Origin of the sequence: Lentzea albidocapillata subsp. violacea, from assembly GCF_900100275.1 — a bacterium.
GTDB classification, from domain to species: Bacteria; Actinomycetota; Actinomycetes; order Mycobacteriales; family Pseudonocardiaceae; genus Lentzea; species Lentzea violacea.
Window position 1 is genome coordinate 35,179 of the sequence record NZ_FNET01000031.1, and the last position, 15,517, is coordinate 50,695.

The window sequence follows — 15,517 nt, forward strand, 5'->3', positions numbered from 1 at the left end:
CAACGGCGCACTCCTGACCTCGCGGACCGATGACCGACTACATGATGACCGCCGCTGACGCGGCCACACTGATCCGATACCGGGACGAGGCGTTCCGGCTGTACCGGTTGTGCTTCACAGAGCCTCCCTACCTGGAATCCGAGGAGCAGATCCGTCGATACACCGATGTCCGGTTCGCGCAGGACATGGCCGAGCCCGGCACGCGCGGGTTCGTGGCCTGGCACGGTGGGAGACTGGCCGGTTTGATCTACGGCTGGCCCACCGCAGCTGTGGTGCAGGATCGGCCTTTCTACGCCAAGGTTTATGGCGGCGTGGACCCCGCGCACCATCGCCTGCTCACCGCACCCGCGCTCGAGGTCGTGGAGCTGATGGTGGATCCGGCGCACCGCCGTCAAGGTCTCGGCAGGGTGTTGCTGGAGCGACTCGTCGACGGCCACGGCAAAGCGTGGCTCGCGACCCACCCCGACGCGCCTGCTCGCAAGCTTTACGAGAGCCAGGGTTGGGCCGTGATCGGTAGGTATCAGTACGACGACGGCACTGAAATGGTCGTGCTGTCGTTGAGCCGCGGGAGAACGGCGTACTGATCGCGCGCTATACCCGTAGTTCGGAGAGGACGGTCCACAGCCGCCCGGCGGTCGCGAACGTCTCGGCGTTGAGCTGGTCGTCCGGGAAACCGATGCCGTACTCGTCCTCCAGGTCCATGAGCAGGTTGACCACCGACAGGGAGTCGAGGCCCAGCTCGATGAGCCTCCGATCCGCCGGAATACCAGACCCCTCGTCCAGGTGCACGAGATGTGGGCGAAGCACTCGCTCGAACCTGTCTTCCCACGGTGTGCTCACCGATCCTCCTTCGTCGAAATTGCCGTGTCCGGCGGGCCGCCGGCAAGCCGCACGTGCGGGTCGAGCACGCTGAGGGCTCCGTTGGCCAAGAGCAATCGCGTGTCCGAGTAGGTCAGGCTCGCTGCGGTGAGGTCGCGCAGCAGTCGTTCCAGCGCAACCGGTGAGTCCCGTCGGTAGCCGAGGTCCAGGCCGGCCAGCTCGATCATGCCGCGGGCGGCTTCGGTGCACTGCTCGGCGGCGAGCACCTTCAAGGTGTTGAGGTGGATCTGCATCGCGGCGTGTCCCAGTGACCTTTCTCGTCGCCGCTCTTCCCCGACCTCTGCGAGCACCGCATGCAGGTAGGCGTTCACGACCTCAAGCCTGCCGCGCACCCGTGCCATGCGTTCGGCGGTGAGCGGATCGCGAGGGTCTGCGCTCGTCGTCCGTCCCCGGAGCAGGGGCAGGAGTTCGGCCCAGCATCGGCGGGTGGCGCCGAGCCACGTCGCGGCCCAGCCCAGATGGGCGATCGGTGCGAACGATTCGACGGCGATCTCCCCGAACCGTCCCGGTCCACCGACGATGTGCGCCGGCGGCACTGGCGCTGTCATGGTGACCGCGAGGTTTTCCACACCTCGCATGCCGAGCGCGTCCCAACCGCCGGTCGTCTCCAACTGGAGCTGGTCCCGAGGCACGTACACGAGACTCAGATCGCTAGGCGCCGCATCCGGAGCGCTGCGCACCTTCACGAGAAACCCGTCGGCGTGCGCGGCGCCGGTCACGATCGGAGCATCACGTCGCAGCTGAAAGCCGTCGTTCTCCGCGATGAGTGCGCTCCCGCCCGTGAGCAGCCGTCCGCCGCTCGACCTCTCGGTCGTCACGGATCCCAGGTAAAGATTTCCGGAGGCGACGTGCGGCAACAGTTCATCGCGCAGTTCTTGCGACGCGAACCGGACGAGGGCGTCCACCTGTTGGCAGTGCATCACCCATACCGCGGCGGTCGACTGGCACGCCCCACCGAGTGTGCCGGCGATCTGGACCAGCTGTGGCAGGCTCCCTCCGAACCCGCCGTGCTCGACGGGAACAAGGATTCCCATCAGCCCCTTGTCCCGCGCTGCTGTGATCGCTTCCACCGGAAAGCGGCCCGCAACGTCCACATCGGACGCATGTGTACGGGCGATGTCCGCGACGGTGCGGACGGCATCGGTCAATGTGGGCGTCATCGATTCTCCCCGTTCAGCACGACGGGGTGTCGTTGGAGGCTGAGCGTCGAGATCGAGATGACGTCCGGACCGTCCAGCACGACCTCCAAGGGGAGGTCCCGGCCGAGGAAACCGACAAGGCTGGCGGTCAGGCCGTAGGCACCCACGTTGGGAATGCGCAGGACATCGCCCGTTGAGAGGTTTGGAATTCGTACGTTCTTCGCGAGCAAATCGGCTGGAGTGCAAAGTGGTCCTACCACATCGACGGGTTCCGAGTCGGCTTCGGTCTCGCCGGTGCCTTCCAGCCGTTGAGGTTGGGTGCGAAGGGGCAGGAGCTTGCCCAACCCGGACAGCCCGCCGAGATGGTTGATTCCGGCATCGAGCACGACGACGGTGGCAGCCCCGTCGGACTTGATGTCGGTGACTGCGCACTGGAGTTCACCGCAGGTGCCGACGAGATATCGGCCGGACTCGAACGCGATCCGCGGACTTCCGGAACGCCAATGGGGAAAAGCCTCATCCAGCAACGCTTCGAGCCGATCGCGCAGAGCGGGGTAGACCGGAAGGCCGCCGGGGACGCCGTACGGCGCGGCGAAGCCGCCACCCAGGTCGAGCAGGCTCGGCTCCCAACCGGTCTCGTCGCGGACTCGTTGCGCGGCAACAACACTCGTCTCGAAGGAAGAGATCAACGAAGGTTCGTCGGCCGCTGCCGAGACGGGGAAGAAGTGCAGTCCCTCGACGGAGACGTTCTGGTCGTGCATGAACTCGGAGAAGTGGGCGAGCAGGTAGGCGAGCCCGATGCCGAACGGGGAACGGCGGCCCGACATGGTGAGCGAGCCCGATCCCGGTTCGGCCCTCACCCGAAGCAGGCAGGACACCTCGATCGACTTGGCTGTCGCCACGTCCGACAGGGCGGCCAACTGCCCGATCGACTCCACCGAGAACCTGCGCACCCCGCCGTCGAGGGCGTACGCGATCTCCGCAGTCGTCTTGCCGGGACCGGTGTACAAGCAATCCTGTGGACGCGCGCCACCGTCGAGCGCGTTCCGCAGTTCGCCGGGTGAGCTGATCTCGGCGCGGCAACCCATCCCGGCCAGGGCGCGGACGAGGTCCGGATGCGGGTTCGCCTTGAGCGAGTAGAACAGGTCGCTGGGGCCAGGTAGTGCGGCTCGCAGCGCCGCATGGGCGGCGTGGATGCGATCGAGTCGGTACACGTAGGCGGGCGTCTGCCAGCGTTGGAGCGACATCACGACTCCTCCCCGGTCCAGGACCGCACGTGGGCGCGATCGAGCTTTCCGTTGGCGGTCAACGGGAACGACGACACCACCTGAACCTGCCGCGGTACTTTCGCGGGATCGAGCCGGTGGCGGAGCTCGGCCACGACTCGGCCGGTCGCCAGCGCGGTCTCAACCCACAGAACCGCACCGCGGCCCGCACGCGGCGGGATGAGCACGGCCCCGCGAACGCCGGGGATGCCGGAGGCAGCGGCTTCGACCTCACCACCGCTGACCCGCATGCCCGCCGCCTTGTACTGGTCGTCATGCCTGCCGAGAACGACCAGTTCGCCTTCCGTTGTGATGTGGCCGAAATCCCCGGTGAACAGCACCTTGCGTCCGGTGGTGCGGCATCGAGCGAAGCGTTGCGCGGTCAGTTCGGGTGAGCGCCAGTAGCCCGAGGTCACGTGCGGTCCCCTGGTGACGATCTGACCGACCTCACCGCAGGGCAACGAGCGGCCCGTGTCGTCGAGGATCGCGACCCCGGTGCCAGGTAGTGGCGAACCGACCGTGTCGGCCGGGAGTTCATGCCGCGCCGGTGCTCGGACGCTCACCCGCTTGCATTCGGTCAGCCCGTACATCAACGAGAGTTCCGCGGCCGGCATGGCCGTGAGCAATGCACGCTGATGCTCGTGGCCGAGGAACTCGCCAGTGTTGGTGATCAGCCGGACACAGGAGAGATCCGGGCCGCGGCGGGCCAGTGCGAGGATCATCGAGGCGAGGGTGGGCACGACGGGCAGGACCGTCGCACGGGTCCGGCTCACCAGCGCGGCCAGGTCGACGGTGGTGTCGCCGGGGACGAGCACCAGATGTGCGCCGGCCAGTGCGGACAGCAGGATTTGGTAGAGCCCGTAGTCGAAGGCGAGCGGCAACCGGCAGAACACCACGTCGTCGTTGCGGTACCGCAACCGGTGTGCGATCCCGCCAAGCGCGGTCCGCACTTGCATGTGGTCGCACACGACACCTTTGGGCTGTCCCGAACTTCCCGAGGTGTAGAGGAGGAACGCCGGACCGGTCGGCTCGGCGCGTGGTGCCGGCTTGGTGACGGCCGCCGACGCCGACGCCGCTGCCGCTGCCGCAAGGGTGAAGGCGGGAATGCTGTCCGGCGCCGGGTCGTCGTCTCCGATCAGCACCAGCGCGGGATCCGCGTCGGCGACGACGGCCTCCAGCTCATGTCCGGTGTGGGCGGGGTGGACCGGCACCAGGGTCATGCCCGAACGCAGAACCGCGTGTAGCGCGACGACGAAGTCGACGGTGGGTTCGGCTCTGGCAACGACGCGGTCACCCGGCCGGAGCCCCATCCGGCGCAGCCAGCCCGCGAACCGGTCGCTGTGCTCGGACAACTCGGCGTATGTCATCCGCCTAGTCCCGTCGGACACCGCCAGGGCAGAGGAGGAGCGCCGGACATGCGCGTCGAGCAACCCGCCGAGCGGGCCGGAGACCACGGCGGTGGGCAGGTCGATTGCCTGCAGCAGGTTCCACTCCGCGGTGTCGACGATCGCGGCTTCGTCGCGGGTCATCGCGGTTCTCCGGACAACTGGTACCCGTCGGCCTGCATCCGGTACAGGCGTGCGTAGGTGCCCTGGAGGTCGATCAGTTCCTGATGGGTGCCCTGCTCGGTGATCCGGCCACCGTCGAGCACGACGATTCGGTCAGCCATGCGGACCGTGGAGAAGCGGTGCGAGACGAGCAGGACGATCCTTCCGTCGCCGACCGCCACCTCTTCGCTGAAGCGCTGGTGCACCTCGTGCTCGGCCTGAGGATCGAGGGCGGCGGTCGGCTCGTCGAGAACCGTGAGCACCGCGTGGGGGCGCATGGCGCCGCGTGCCAGGGCGATCTTCTGCCACTGGCCGCGGGAGAGCCCGGACCCGTTGGGGGGTCCCAGCTTCGTTTCCAGCCCGTCCGGAAGTGCTTCCACCACCGGCAGCGCTCCAGCGCGGATGATGGCGGCCTGGACCACGTCGGTGTCATTGATCCGGTCGAGGTCACCGATGCCCACCGCGTCGTGTGCACGAACGTGGAACTCGGCAAAGTCCTGGAACACGGCCGTGCAGCGGCCACGCCAATGCTCACCGTCGATCTCAGTCAGGTCGTGTCCGTCCACGGCGATGGTGCCACCGGTGGGTCGGTACAGACCGGTCAGCAGCTTCACGAGGGTGGTCTTGCCCGCACCGTTGGCTCCGACGAGCGCCACTGTGGTGCCCGCCGCGAGCGTGAGGTTCATTCCTGACAGCACTGTCTGTCCGGATCCCTCGTAGCGGAACTCCACGTCCGTCAGGTCTATGCCGTGAGCCAGGCGGTCGAGTGCGGGACGTGTGCCCGGCTGTTCCTGTGCGGCCCCGTGGCGGCGCAGCCAGGCAAGGTGGGAGATGTTCTGCCTTGCGTCGTGGATCGAGGAGACCTCGGCCACCACAGCGCCGACCTGTCCGCGTAGTTGTCCGGTGAGGGTCAGCAGCAGGACGAGGTCCCCGAGGGTTGCCCGGCCGGTCGCCACGAAGTGCATGCAGAGCAGCAGCGCTCCCAGGTAGCCCACCGCGTACACCGCCCAGCCGCCGAACTGCCACCCGGCGGCGGCCAGGCGTGCCCGGAACATCGTCCGCCGTGCTCGATCCCACGTTTGTGCGGCCAGGGCATCGACGTGGGGGAGCGACTCGGAGATGCGCAGTTCCCCTGCGGTACGGGGATCCACGACGAGGCCGTGCAGGCGCGCTTCGAGCCGCAGTCCCTCCGCGTTGGCCGCTCGTGCGCGGCGAATCGGCGTACCCGACCACGTCGCCGTCCACAGTGGAGGGAGTGCGAACAGGGCCAGCGCGGGCAACGCTGGATGGACGTCGAACAGCAGCCAGAGCGACAGCACCACTTGCACCAACGCCGTCGCGGTGCCTACCAAGCTCCAGCAGGCAAAGGCCAGTGACCGCGCCCCCCGCGACAGCGTCGAGACTCGGTCCAGGTAGTCAGGGTGTTCCAGGTGGGCGAGGGTCGGCACCCCGTTGACCGCGCGGGACACCTCGTCGTTGACCAGCACGTCCACTCGTTCGACGAGGGAGTTCTGGAGGTTGGCCGTGCTGCGGTTGATGCCGTTCGTGATCAGGTAGCCGCCGGCGCCGAGAGCCGCTGCCGCGATCACCCCGGTGACCACTCCCAGCCCCGCCGCGTCGATGAGGTGACGTTGCCCGAGTGCGGTCAGTGCGATGCCCACCGCGTCGAGAGGGACCAACGCTGCGATGATCAGCACCGAATTGCGGTCCGCCCGCCAGTTCAGGGCGATCAGCAGGCGCCACAGGTCAAACCGTTCCTTCATGCCCCGATCCCCTCGCTCTCCGGGCTTGAGACGAAGGCGCTCGCCTGGAGAGTGAACATTCGCGAGTAGTAGCCATCCGCGTCCATCAACTGGTCGTGGGAGCCCTGTTCGGCGATCCGCCCCTCGCTCAGCACGAGGATGCGGTCGGCGTGGCGAACTGTGGACAGCCGGTGGGAGATCAGCAACACGGTCGCGCCACGAGCGAGTTCCGTGATCCGCTGGTTGAACGACACCTCGGCGGTCACGTCGAGGTGCGCGGTGGGTTCGTCGAGGATGAGGAAGCGGCGGCCCTTGGCCAGCGCGAACGCGGCACGGGCCAGCGCGACCTGCTGCCACTGCCCACCTGACAGATCGACGCCTCCGGCCAGCCCGCTCGTCAACGGTGTGTCGATGCCCTGGGGCAGTTGCACGACGAGGTTTCCCGCTCCCGCCGCATCGAGCGCGGCACGAACAGCGTCGCGGTCGCCCCGGTGCTCGGCCGCACCGAGCGCGACGTTTTCGGCCAGGGACAGCGGGTACCGCACGAAGTCCTGGAACACGGCGGTGGTCTTGCCTGTCCACGCCGTGCCGGAGCTGTTCATCGCGACGCGACCGGAGTCCGGGTGGTAGAGGCCGGTGAGCAACTTGACCAAGGTCGTCTTGCCTGCGCCGTTGTCACCCACGAGAGCCACCACTTCCCCCGCGCTGACGTGGAAGGACAGGTTGCCGAGAACGGTGTGACCTCCGCCGCGGTACTGATAGCTGAGGCCGGACACCGTGATGCGCGGCGCCTGGTCGGTGACTGGCCGGTCGCTCGCGGATGCCTGCGGGCCGTTGAGGCGGTGCCGCAGGCGTGCGCGGGCCCGCACCGCACCGAGCCCGTAGTCGATGGCGAACGCCTCCGGCCCCATGGAGCTGATCGCGAACGTTCCCCAAGCCGCCACCACGCACATGACGAGCTGATCAGGTGGCAGTGTGCCGTCGACCACACGGAGCCCAGGCACGAGGAGAGCCACAGACGCTGCGGAGAACACCATCAGGTAGGTCCAGTGCTGCCGGGACACGACGCCGCGGCGTGTTCGCCAGATCGGCGATCCCCACCGCAGTGCCGCGTCGGCGCGCCGGTCGGACACCCACCGGCCCAGCCCGAAAACTCTGATCTCCTTGCCTGCGGAGGGGGACAGGCTCAGTGCGTTCCAGTACTTGACCTCGCCGAGCGTGGACTGGAGTCCGTCGCGCACATGCGCGAGGTGCAGCCATTGGTGCCGGATGACTGCGCGAGTGGCGATGGACACCGCCAGGATCGCAACCGCGAGCGGCACGCTGACCCTTGCCACCACCCCGGCCGCGAGCAGGGCCGTGAGAACTCGGAACGACAACACGATCTGGCCGACCGCGGCGGCTCCCGGACTGCGGATGAACCCCTCGCCGATGTCGGCCGCACGGTCGAGGTCTGCCGACACTTCAGCGTCTTCGAGGTGGGCCAGCCCTTCCGGTGCCATGGCGAGACGCCGGACGTCCTGGCGGAAGCGACCGTCCACGGCACCGGCCATCGCGGTCTCGACGCCGTCGCGCAACGGGCCGGAGCTCTGCTGTGCCAGCAGCAGCAGAGCCAGCAACGCCAAGGGCCACACCACTGCGGCGAGGAGTTGGCTGCTGTCCGCGCCGACGGGCAGCGAGCGGATCACAACGCCGGTCACCAAGGCGGTCGCTGCGGGAATGAGGGCCAGACAGCCGTGCAGCACCAGCATCGCCGCGAGGAGACCACGATGTGGCACAAGTAGAGAGAGCAACCCGATTCGTTCGTGGAGCAGCCGGAACAACCTGCCGCGCCATCCGGCACCTTGCACTACGCGTTTTCTCCTGCCTCACTGAGGGAATCGGTGATACGGCTGAGCTGTGCCGCCACACCTCTGAGCGTCGCCGGCCCCAGCAGGTCCTTGGGCGCGACACCGTCCCAACCGGACTCGGCGAGTGCGCGGTGCAACCGGATCAGGTCTGCTGCCCGTCCGCCCTGTTCGAGCAGACTCAGGTCGAGACTGGCCGGATAGCGTCCCAACAGCGAGGCGACGTTGTCGATCAAGGCTTGTTCGGAGTCGGAGCTGGGGACCGAGGCCGGAGGCGGGTCGTCCGGTGACCATTGGACGGTCGTCTCCGCGGGACCGTGCAAGATCACGCGGTCCGGGATCATCGCTCCCGCCTCGTACAACATCTGGCGACAGCCGATCCGCAAGGCCTGCAACGCCCGGTCGATGTCGGCGACGTCGATGTGTGCGTGCAGAACGTGCCCACGCTGGTTGGTGTGAGTCGTGCACCGGACGTCGTCCACCGCGTCAAGCGTGCGCAGAAACGCCTCTGTGGCAGCGAGATCGACCCACCGCGAATCCGACAGCTCGGTCCAGTCCGGCGGCCGTGGCCAGCTCGGTGCCGAAACTGCGGTGAGTAGTTCCCCAACCACGATGTCGGGATTTTCCGAGGCGGACCACAGGATCCGCTCCACCGCGAGCAGCAGTGCGCGGTGATCCTCCGTGCCGATGAGGCTGTCACGAGCCGCCAGCGACAACGTCGGAAGCGTGCCAAGGCGGTGCACGCGGACGAACATGAGTGATGGATCGTGCCGTTGCGCCCACCGGACTTCTGACGGTACGAACTCCTTCGGGGTCCCGGGATCGGAGCCATCGCCCGACTCGAGGATCGAGCTTGCCGCGCCCTTGAAGTTGTACATCAACGGTGTGTCCAGGTTGCTGCCTCGGCGAAGCGCGCCGAGCACCTCCAGCTCGTAGAGCTCGGTGTAGTCGCACACGCTGTGCCGCACGCCGAGCAGCATCGCGTTCGACACGTGCCGCACGTGGTCGGCGAATGTGCCACCCGCATCCACGTCGGAGCTGACCAGGGTTGGATCGATAAAGCACCCGATCGTGCCCTCGTCGAGGCCAGGCGGACGATTGTCGACGATTGTCTCCCACCGCCAACGACGCAGTCCGGTCCATGCGGCGAGAGCGATGTCGAACGCCGCCAGCACGATGCTCGGCGCGGACATGCGCAGCCGGCCCGCGATCATCGGGAGCGCATGACCAAGCGACGGCGAGTCGATCCAGGCGAGCCGCTGGACGGGTCGCGCGCTGTCCCGGTGGTAGGGAAGCACCACGGCCGGCAATTCCGGCAGCGCGGTACGCCAGTGGGCCGCCGCGGCATCGCTGCGCCGGCGAGCGCGGCTGCCGCTCTCCAACTCGTACGGGTCGCCTGCTCGTTCGGCGCGAACCGCTGCATGACCTTCCAGCGCCTCGGCGAGCTCGTCCCGCAGGATTGCCAACGCCTCCCGGTCGACCGCGACGTGGTGCACCACCAGGCACACTTGCCGCACCCGCCCCTCCACCCCGATCAGCAGGAAGCGGATCGGCCACTGGCGGCATAGTTCGATGGGCCGCCGCACGAGAGCGGCGGCCACGTCGTTCAGATCGTTCTGGTCCTCGGCGGGATGATCGCTGTCGACCAGGTGCACCTCAGGTGTGCAGGCCGGGTCGACCAATCGAACCATCGCGCCGGACTCGGCCACGTCGAATCTCGTCCGCAGGGCCTCGTGCCGTGACACGACCTGGCTCGTCGCAGCCACAACAGCCTGCTCGGTGGCATCGTCCGGCACGTCGATGAACTCCACGAGATGCATGAACCAGCGCTCGTCCAGCGGCGTGCTCAGATACCAGAGCCAGAAGCGGAACTGGCGTGCGGTCAGCGGTGCGTCACGCATGGGGCATCGGGAACACGTTCAGCTCCTCTTCTGCCGCCGGCGTGTCACGCCACCCGAGCAGCGCCGCCTCGCCGGCCAGGACTCCCTTACCCCACAACGGGAAGGCCGCGGCGAAGTTGTTCACCAGGCCAGGTACCAGGACACGCACGACACTCAGGTCTGCGTACCGCACGTCCGGCGTGGTGAGATCGACCGCCAGGATCTCGAAATCCTGCGCCTCCACGATGCGGCGGTAAGTCTCGAGCGAACGGTCGGCAGGAGTCGGCAGCCCGTCGAGATCCAGCTCGCGCCCGCCCCGCAGGACCTCTGTCACTCGTTCCCGCGCCCGCGTGTCGCAGGTCAGCTGGAGCTGCGACTCCAGGTCGCCCACGTCGCGGAAATCCTTGCGGAAGGAGTCGAGGTACCGCCGGTCGGCCCGCCACGGCTTGAGGTAACCCAGCTTGCCACCACGCCGCCGGACGTCGTGCATGTCGCGCAGTTCCGACCAGTAGGCACCGTGCTCCTGCAGCAGGTCCACCGCCCACAGGAGGTTGGACAGCGCTTCGCCCCAAGCCTTGAGAGCGCACAGTTCGGCGTCTTCCCTGAGCGCGAACCCCACCGTGGTGAGCTCTCGCTTCGGGTCGTTGACGACGCCGGCGATGACGGGCAGACCGAACCGGTTCTCCACGTGCAGCAACCACCCGGTCAGGTCACTGCCCGCTGCGGCGGTCTTCCAGTACGCGGCTAATTGGGGGCTGGGCCGCAGACGGGGCAGTGTGGCCTGATGCGACCACCATGACATGGCCGCGTGCCGTTCGAGTACTTCTTCCAGCCCGCCCCTGATCGCCTCGTCGAGGTTCACTCCGGCGGCGAGACCCGCGTACAGGGTGGGGTGCAGTGGCGGCTCTTTCTTCGAGGGGCCGAGGTTGTAGTTGCCCCATGCCATGCCCGCCGGGACCCACACCGCGTCCTCTCTGGTGACCGACCAGCCCAGCACCCAGCGCACCTCGGTGTCGTGGCGGAAAGGCACGAAGGGAAAGCCTGGAGTGGAGTACTGCTCGTCGGAGTAGAGCACCACCGACTCCGGATCCAGCACCCGTTCGCGGCGCCGAGTCATCTCCTCGTACGTGCCGACCACTGTGCGGTCCAACTGCACCCAGTTGCCCGAGTAACGCTCGACGGACTCTCCCACGGCACACGCCTCCACGGTGGCGCGGTCGCCGTTCAGCACGCTGCACCCCGCGATCGTGTTGACGCCCCACGGCACGCCGAGTCTGCGGACGTCACTGACCCGCGCGACGACCGTCCGCAGCGACGACGGCATCTCCGGCAGCAGCGGCACGTCACCGAGCTGCGCCACCAGGCCGGTCACGTCGTCCACGAGCAGGTCCGGTCCGGATACGACGTCGTTGCGGTAGGGAGCGTCGGCGCGGTAGGGCATGGGCAGCACAGGGTGGGGACGCAGCCGCAACGTCGCCGGATCCGCCTCGACCTCGTTGCCGAACAGCGCACACGGCCGCCCGTCCGCGAGTTGGGCCAGCAACTGCGCGAGAACGGCGCCGACCCACAGGACGTCCGTCTCGTCGACGGGCACGTCGGCCGTCAGCGGGCGGGTCTGCAGCGCCTGGGTCACGTCCGGGTCGATCGCAGCGGCCACGCGGCGGTCGAGCACGTCGTCGTACACCGGAGTCGCGCCCGGCCGTACGACGGGGCCGAGCCATACAGCAGCACCATCGAACACCACCGGCACCCACGTCGCACCGGCCGCCGCAGCCTGGTTCCCCACCTGCCGCAACAGTTCCCCGTCCCGCCACCGGTGCACGGTGACCAGAACGGATCCGGGGGAGAGCGCGGGGGACAGAGCCGTGAGGTCCTGGTCGTCCAACCACACCGGCTCGCTCAGGTGATGGGGCCGGATCCCGCGCGTTTCCCGCCAGAGCGCCAGTACGTCGGCGGCACCGGCGACGACCAGTGCGGCGCCGCGCTGCACGGATCCGGCTTTACCGGCCAGGTCGTGGTCCTCGCGGGCGAGGAGCACGTCGACCACGGTCTGGAACGCCGGTGGCATGTCGGCGAGCACCACGACCTCGTCGAGGGTCCTTGAGCCGTCGCAGAGAGCGAAGGCGGCGGCCAGCCGGTCGGCGTCGAGTTTGACCTCGAACACATCACCCAGCCGGCTCCGGACGAGCGACTCCCCGTCACGCAGCCGGCGTACTTCGAACTGCGACAGCACCAGTTGGTCCGATGTCACTGCATCTCCTGGAAGGGCGCGGGGGTGGCCCGGCGTGGTGGGTGCGAAGGCACGCCACCACGCCGGTCTGGGTTTACTCCCAGTGGAAACGTGCTCCCAGAACACTGTGGTCGTGCGCGGGGAGCGTCGGCGTCCACGCCAGCAGCGCGGGCTTGATCACCTCGTCGGCCGGAACTTCGAGCTCCTGCTCGTGGTTCCGCTCCTGAGTCTTCGCAGCCTTGTACTTCACCTTTTCAACCTCCTCCCAGTGATCGTTATCGCGTCGTCCGCCCGGCGGGCGGACCACATCGGGGAGAAGCCGCCGAACCGGGGATCACACTGGCGATCGCGAGTCCGGGAGCGTCACGGTGGTGGCGGTGGCGAACATCCGCTCGAAAAAGCCCGTGGTCCACATCTGCGGCTCCTCGAGGTCGACGGCGCCGATCTCGTCGAGGAACCCAGGTCGCACATCGGCCCCGAAGCCGGCGAGCACGTCGTGCGGAACGGAGCCGGGGAACAACATCTCCAGGTGTGCCAGCGCGAAATAGACGACCGGTTTGATCGAGTACTGAGCGGCCAGGTCCGCCAACCGGGCCCAGAACTCGCGGTCGGCGTGTAGTTCGAGCACCTCCCGCAGGTCGCAGTACTGGATCAGGCGCTGGTGCTTGAGCCGGTGGAGGTACCGAAGGGTGGTCGACTCCTTGTACAGGTGGGCGCACAGGTCCAGCACCAGGTCCTCCGGCGCGGGTGCCGGCACGTCCAGCTCGCCCAGCGGTACGTCGACCGCGCGGGCGAGCACCTCCTCGGTCGGCACGCGGAACTCCGAGCCCGGCAAGAACAGGCCCACGCTGATGTCCACGATGAACTCCAGTACTGACGGCTCGCTCGTAGTCCGGAACAGCGGCGGCAGGTTGTTGACGTGCATCCGCCAGAACGTCACCTTGTCGCGGCTTATCGGTATCACGCGGCGACTGTCCGAAGTGGTGTCGCCCATCTGGTAGCCCAGTTCCTCCAGTACCGCGACCGCGCGCTTGGTGTCGGCGCGCCGCATCAGGAAGTCCATGTCGGCCATCGGGCGGAGGCCGACATCGCGGTAGACGTGCTGCGCCAGGTACAAGCCCTTGCGCAGCAGGACTTCCGGTACCTCGGTCCGCAGCCGGGCGAGGATCGCCACCGCCTCGCGCTGGAGGGACTCGTTGCGCGACCGGTGGTACAGGTACATGGCGCGGAACATGTCGGCGTTGGCGTAGAGGTACTGATCCTGTTCCAGCAGATCCAGCCGCTGGAGGTTGACCGCGACGAGCCCGGCCACCTTGTGGCGGCGGGCTTGCGACATGAACAGGTCCCAGTCGATGCCGTCGCGGATCAGAGGCACAGCCTTCTCGCGCGCCTCCGGCTCCGGCATCCGCCGTGCCAGTAGCAGCAACAGGCGGACCGCGGGATCGAGACCGCCGGGGAGTGGTTCCGCGGTCACGTCGCCTCCGCGGTGATCTTGTCCAGCAGTGTTCCCTGCCCGACGACGAGCTCGTCGAGCTCGGGGTCTCCGAACGGGAGCCAGTAGAAGTGCAGCGGTGTGGGCGGACGTTGTCCGTCGTGCTCTTCGGAGCTGTCCCAGCGCTCGGGCGGCCGCTGGTCGACGGCCAGGTGGAACACGTGCCGGTCCTGGATCTCTTCCCGGATCGGCGAGATGTCGAACTGATAGCGGCCGAGGTGTTCGACGACGCGCAGACCGGGCAACCCGGTCTCCTCGGTGGCCTCCCGCAGCGCGCCGGCCGCCGGGTCCTCGCCCGGCCGCAGGGTGCCCGCCGGTACCTGGAGGCCCGAGTCGTCATCGTCCTGGCGGAACACCGCCACCCGGCCTTCGTGGACCACGAAGGCCACCACCTTCTGCACGGTGGACTTCACTTCATTCGCTCCTGATCAACGAGATCGACGACGCTGTTCGGGGTTGCGGAACGGCTCCGCGGTGAAGCCCGAGTCGCCACGGTTGGAACTCATGCAGGAACCCGGTGCGGCGTCGACGTACGCGCCCGGCGCCACGATCTCGTCGATGCGTTCGAGAACGTCCAGCCCGAGGCGTACACCGGCTCCTGCCAGAGCAGACTGCAGCTGCTCCACGTTGCGCGGTCCCACGATCGCGGACGACACGGCCGGGTGCTCGGTGACGAATCCCAGCGCCAGCTGAGCGAGGGTGAGGTCGGAGGCCTTGGCCAGGTCCGCGAGCTGTTCCACCACTTCGAGCTTGCGTCGCACGCCCGGATCGCTCGGGTCGATCTTCATCCTGGCGGCCCTCGAGTCAGCCGGGAACGGTTGTCCCGCGCGGTACGCACCGCTGAGCCAGCCGCCGTTGAGGGAACCCCAGGTGAGCACACCCATGCCGTAGCGCTGGCAGGTGGGCAGCAGATGACCCTCCACCGCGCGGGCGAAGATGGAGTACGGCGACTGCTCGCTGCGGAACCGGACGAAGTTGTGCTTCTCCGATGCCCAGTGCGCCTCGACGATCAGCTCCGGCGGGAAGGTCGACAATCCCACGGCGAGGACCTTGCCGGCGCTCACGAGGTCGGTCAGAGCACCGAGGGTCTCTTCGATGTCGGTGTACTTGTCGAAGCGGTAGAATTGGAACAGGTCGATGTAGTCGGTCTTGAGACGCTTCAGGCTGCGCTCGACGCACCGGGTCACCCACCGGCGCGAACCACCCTTCGCGTTCGGGTCTTTCGAGAGACCCTTCACGCCGAACTTCGTCGCCACCACCACGTCGTCCCGGCGACCGGTGCGCTGGAGGTAGTCGCCGATGATCACTTCGGAATCGCCGTAGACGTCGGCGGTGTCGATGGTGTTGATGCCGGCGTCGAGTGCGGCAGCGAGCAGCCGCTCGGACTCGGAGTGGTCGGTCACACCTTGCTGGCCGAAGTTCTGGGCTCCGAGGGTCAGCTTGCTGACCTTGATTCCGCTGCGGCCCAACGGGCGGTATTCCACGGGAGCTCTCCT

13 protein-coding genes are annotated in these 15,517 nt (G+C 67.9%); 1 reads left to right on the forward strand and 12 read right to left on the reverse strand.

What is annotated here, in order from left to right; translation table 11 throughout:
* The first annotated feature begins 29 nt into the window (after positions 1 to 29).
* Positions 30 to 584, forward strand: coding sequence for a GNAT family N-acetyltransferase (locus BLR21_RS38410; RefSeq protein WP_090014674.1), 555 nt, complete (start codon positions 30 to 32; stop codon positions 582 to 584).
* A gap of 7 nt (positions 585 to 591) precedes the next feature.
* Here BLR21_RS38410 and BLR21_RS38415 read toward each other — a convergent pair whose 3' ends face one another.
* The 12 genes from BLR21_RS38415 to BLR21_RS38465 all read right to left on the reverse strand — a co-directional run bounded on the left by BLR21_RS38415 (position 592) and on the right by BLR21_RS38465 (position 15,505).
* Positions 592 to 840, reverse strand: coding sequence for a phosphopantetheine-binding protein (locus BLR21_RS38415; RefSeq protein WP_090014676.1), 249 nt, complete (start codon positions 838 to 840; stop codon positions 592 to 594).
* On the reverse strand, positions 837 to 2,039 hold the full coding sequence (locus BLR21_RS38420; RefSeq protein ID WP_090014677.1) for an acyl-CoA dehydrogenase family protein: 1,203 nt from the start codon (positions 2,037 to 2,039) through the stop codon (positions 837 to 839). Before BLR21_RS38420 ends, BLR21_RS38415 begins: the two co-directional genes overlap by 4 nt.
* Positions 2,036 to 3,265, reverse strand: a complete 1,230-nt coding sequence (locus BLR21_RS38425) for a type III PLP-dependent enzyme domain-containing protein (protein WP_090014679.1) — start codon at positions 3,263 to 3,265, stop codon at positions 2,036 to 2,038. Before BLR21_RS38425 ends, BLR21_RS38420 begins: the two co-directional genes overlap by 4 nt.
* Complete coding sequence (locus BLR21_RS38430) at positions 3,265 to 4,812, reverse strand: class I adenylate-forming enzyme family protein (protein ID WP_090014681.1); 1,548 nt, start codon at positions 4,810 to 4,812, stop codon at positions 3,265 to 3,267. The genes BLR21_RS38425 and BLR21_RS38430 overlap by 1 nt, the downstream gene beginning before the upstream one ends.
* A complete protein-coding gene (locus BLR21_RS38435; RefSeq protein WP_090014683.1) occupies positions 4,809 to 6,593 on the reverse strand; it encodes an ATP-binding cassette domain-containing protein in 1,785 nt (594 codons plus the stop codon). The genes BLR21_RS38430 and BLR21_RS38435 overlap by 4 nt, the downstream gene beginning before the upstream one ends.
* Positions 6,590 to 8,323, reverse strand: coding sequence for an ATP-binding cassette domain-containing protein (locus tag BLR21_RS38440; protein WP_090014685.1), 1,734 nt, complete (start codon positions 8,321 to 8,323; stop codon positions 6,590 to 6,592). Before BLR21_RS38440 ends, BLR21_RS38435 begins: the two co-directional genes overlap by 4 nt.
* 98 nt (positions 8,324 to 8,421) lie before the next feature.
* Positions 8,422 to 10,320, reverse strand: a complete 1,899-nt coding sequence (locus BLR21_RS38445) for a condensation domain-containing protein (protein ID WP_090014686.1) — start codon at positions 10,318 to 10,320, stop codon at positions 8,422 to 8,424.
* The gene (locus tag BLR21_RS38450; RefSeq protein WP_090014688.1) at positions 10,313 to 12,550 is read right to left on the reverse strand and encodes a YcaO-like family protein; all 2,238 of its coding nucleotides are present in this window, start codon (positions 12,548 to 12,550) and stop codon (positions 10,313 to 10,315) included. The genes BLR21_RS38445 and BLR21_RS38450 overlap by 8 nt, the downstream gene beginning before the upstream one ends.
* A gap of 73 nt (positions 12,551 to 12,623) precedes the next feature.
* Positions 12,624 to 12,779, reverse strand: coding sequence for a hypothetical protein (locus tag BLR21_RS42940; protein ID WP_176929990.1), 156 nt, complete (start codon positions 12,777 to 12,779; stop codon positions 12,624 to 12,626).
* Positions 12,780 to 12,863: 84 nt separating this feature from the next.
* A complete protein-coding gene (locus BLR21_RS38455; RefSeq protein WP_090014690.1) occupies positions 12,864 to 14,003 on the reverse strand; it encodes a nucleotidyltransferase domain-containing protein in 1,140 nt (379 codons plus the stop codon).
* On the reverse strand, positions 14,000 to 14,434 hold the full coding sequence (locus tag BLR21_RS38460) for an NUDIX hydrolase (RefSeq protein ID WP_090014691.1): 435 nt from the start codon (positions 14,432 to 14,434) through the stop codon (positions 14,000 to 14,002). Before BLR21_RS38460 ends, BLR21_RS38455 begins: the two co-directional genes overlap by 4 nt.
* A 15-nt stretch (positions 14,435 to 14,449) precedes the next feature.
* Positions 14,450 to 15,505, reverse strand: coding sequence for an aldo/keto reductase (locus tag BLR21_RS38465; RefSeq protein WP_090014693.1), 1,056 nt, complete (start codon positions 15,503 to 15,505; stop codon positions 14,450 to 14,452).
* Between the last annotated feature and the right edge of the window lie 12 nt (positions 15,506 to 15,517).

Coding starts and splice junctions, on each gene's coding strand:
- BLR21_RS38410 (WP_090014674.1), top strand. CDS start 30: ATGACCGACTACATGATGACCGCCGCTGACGCGGCCACACTGATCCGA.
- BLR21_RS38420 (WP_090014677.1), bottom strand. CDS start 2,039: ATGACGCCCACATTGACCGATGCCGTCCGCACCGTCGCGGACATCGCC.
- BLR21_RS38425 (WP_090014679.1), bottom strand. CDS start 3,265: ATGTCGCTCCAACGCTGGCAGACGCCCGCCTACGTGTACCGACTCGAT.
- BLR21_RS38430 (WP_090014681.1), bottom strand. CDS start 4,812: ATGACCCGCGACGAAGCCGCGATCGTCGACACCGCGGAGTGGAACCTG.
- BLR21_RS38435 (WP_090014683.1), bottom strand. CDS start 6,593: ATGAAGGAACGGTTTGACCTGTGGCGCCTGCTGATCGCCCTGAACTGG.
- BLR21_RS38440 (WP_090014685.1), bottom strand. CDS start 8,323: ATGCTGGTGCTGCACGGCTGTCTGGCCCTCATTCCCGCAGCGACCGCC.
- BLR21_RS38445 (WP_090014686.1), bottom strand. CDS start 10,320: ATGCGTGACGCACCGCTGACCGCACGCCAGTTCCGCTTCTGGCTCTGG.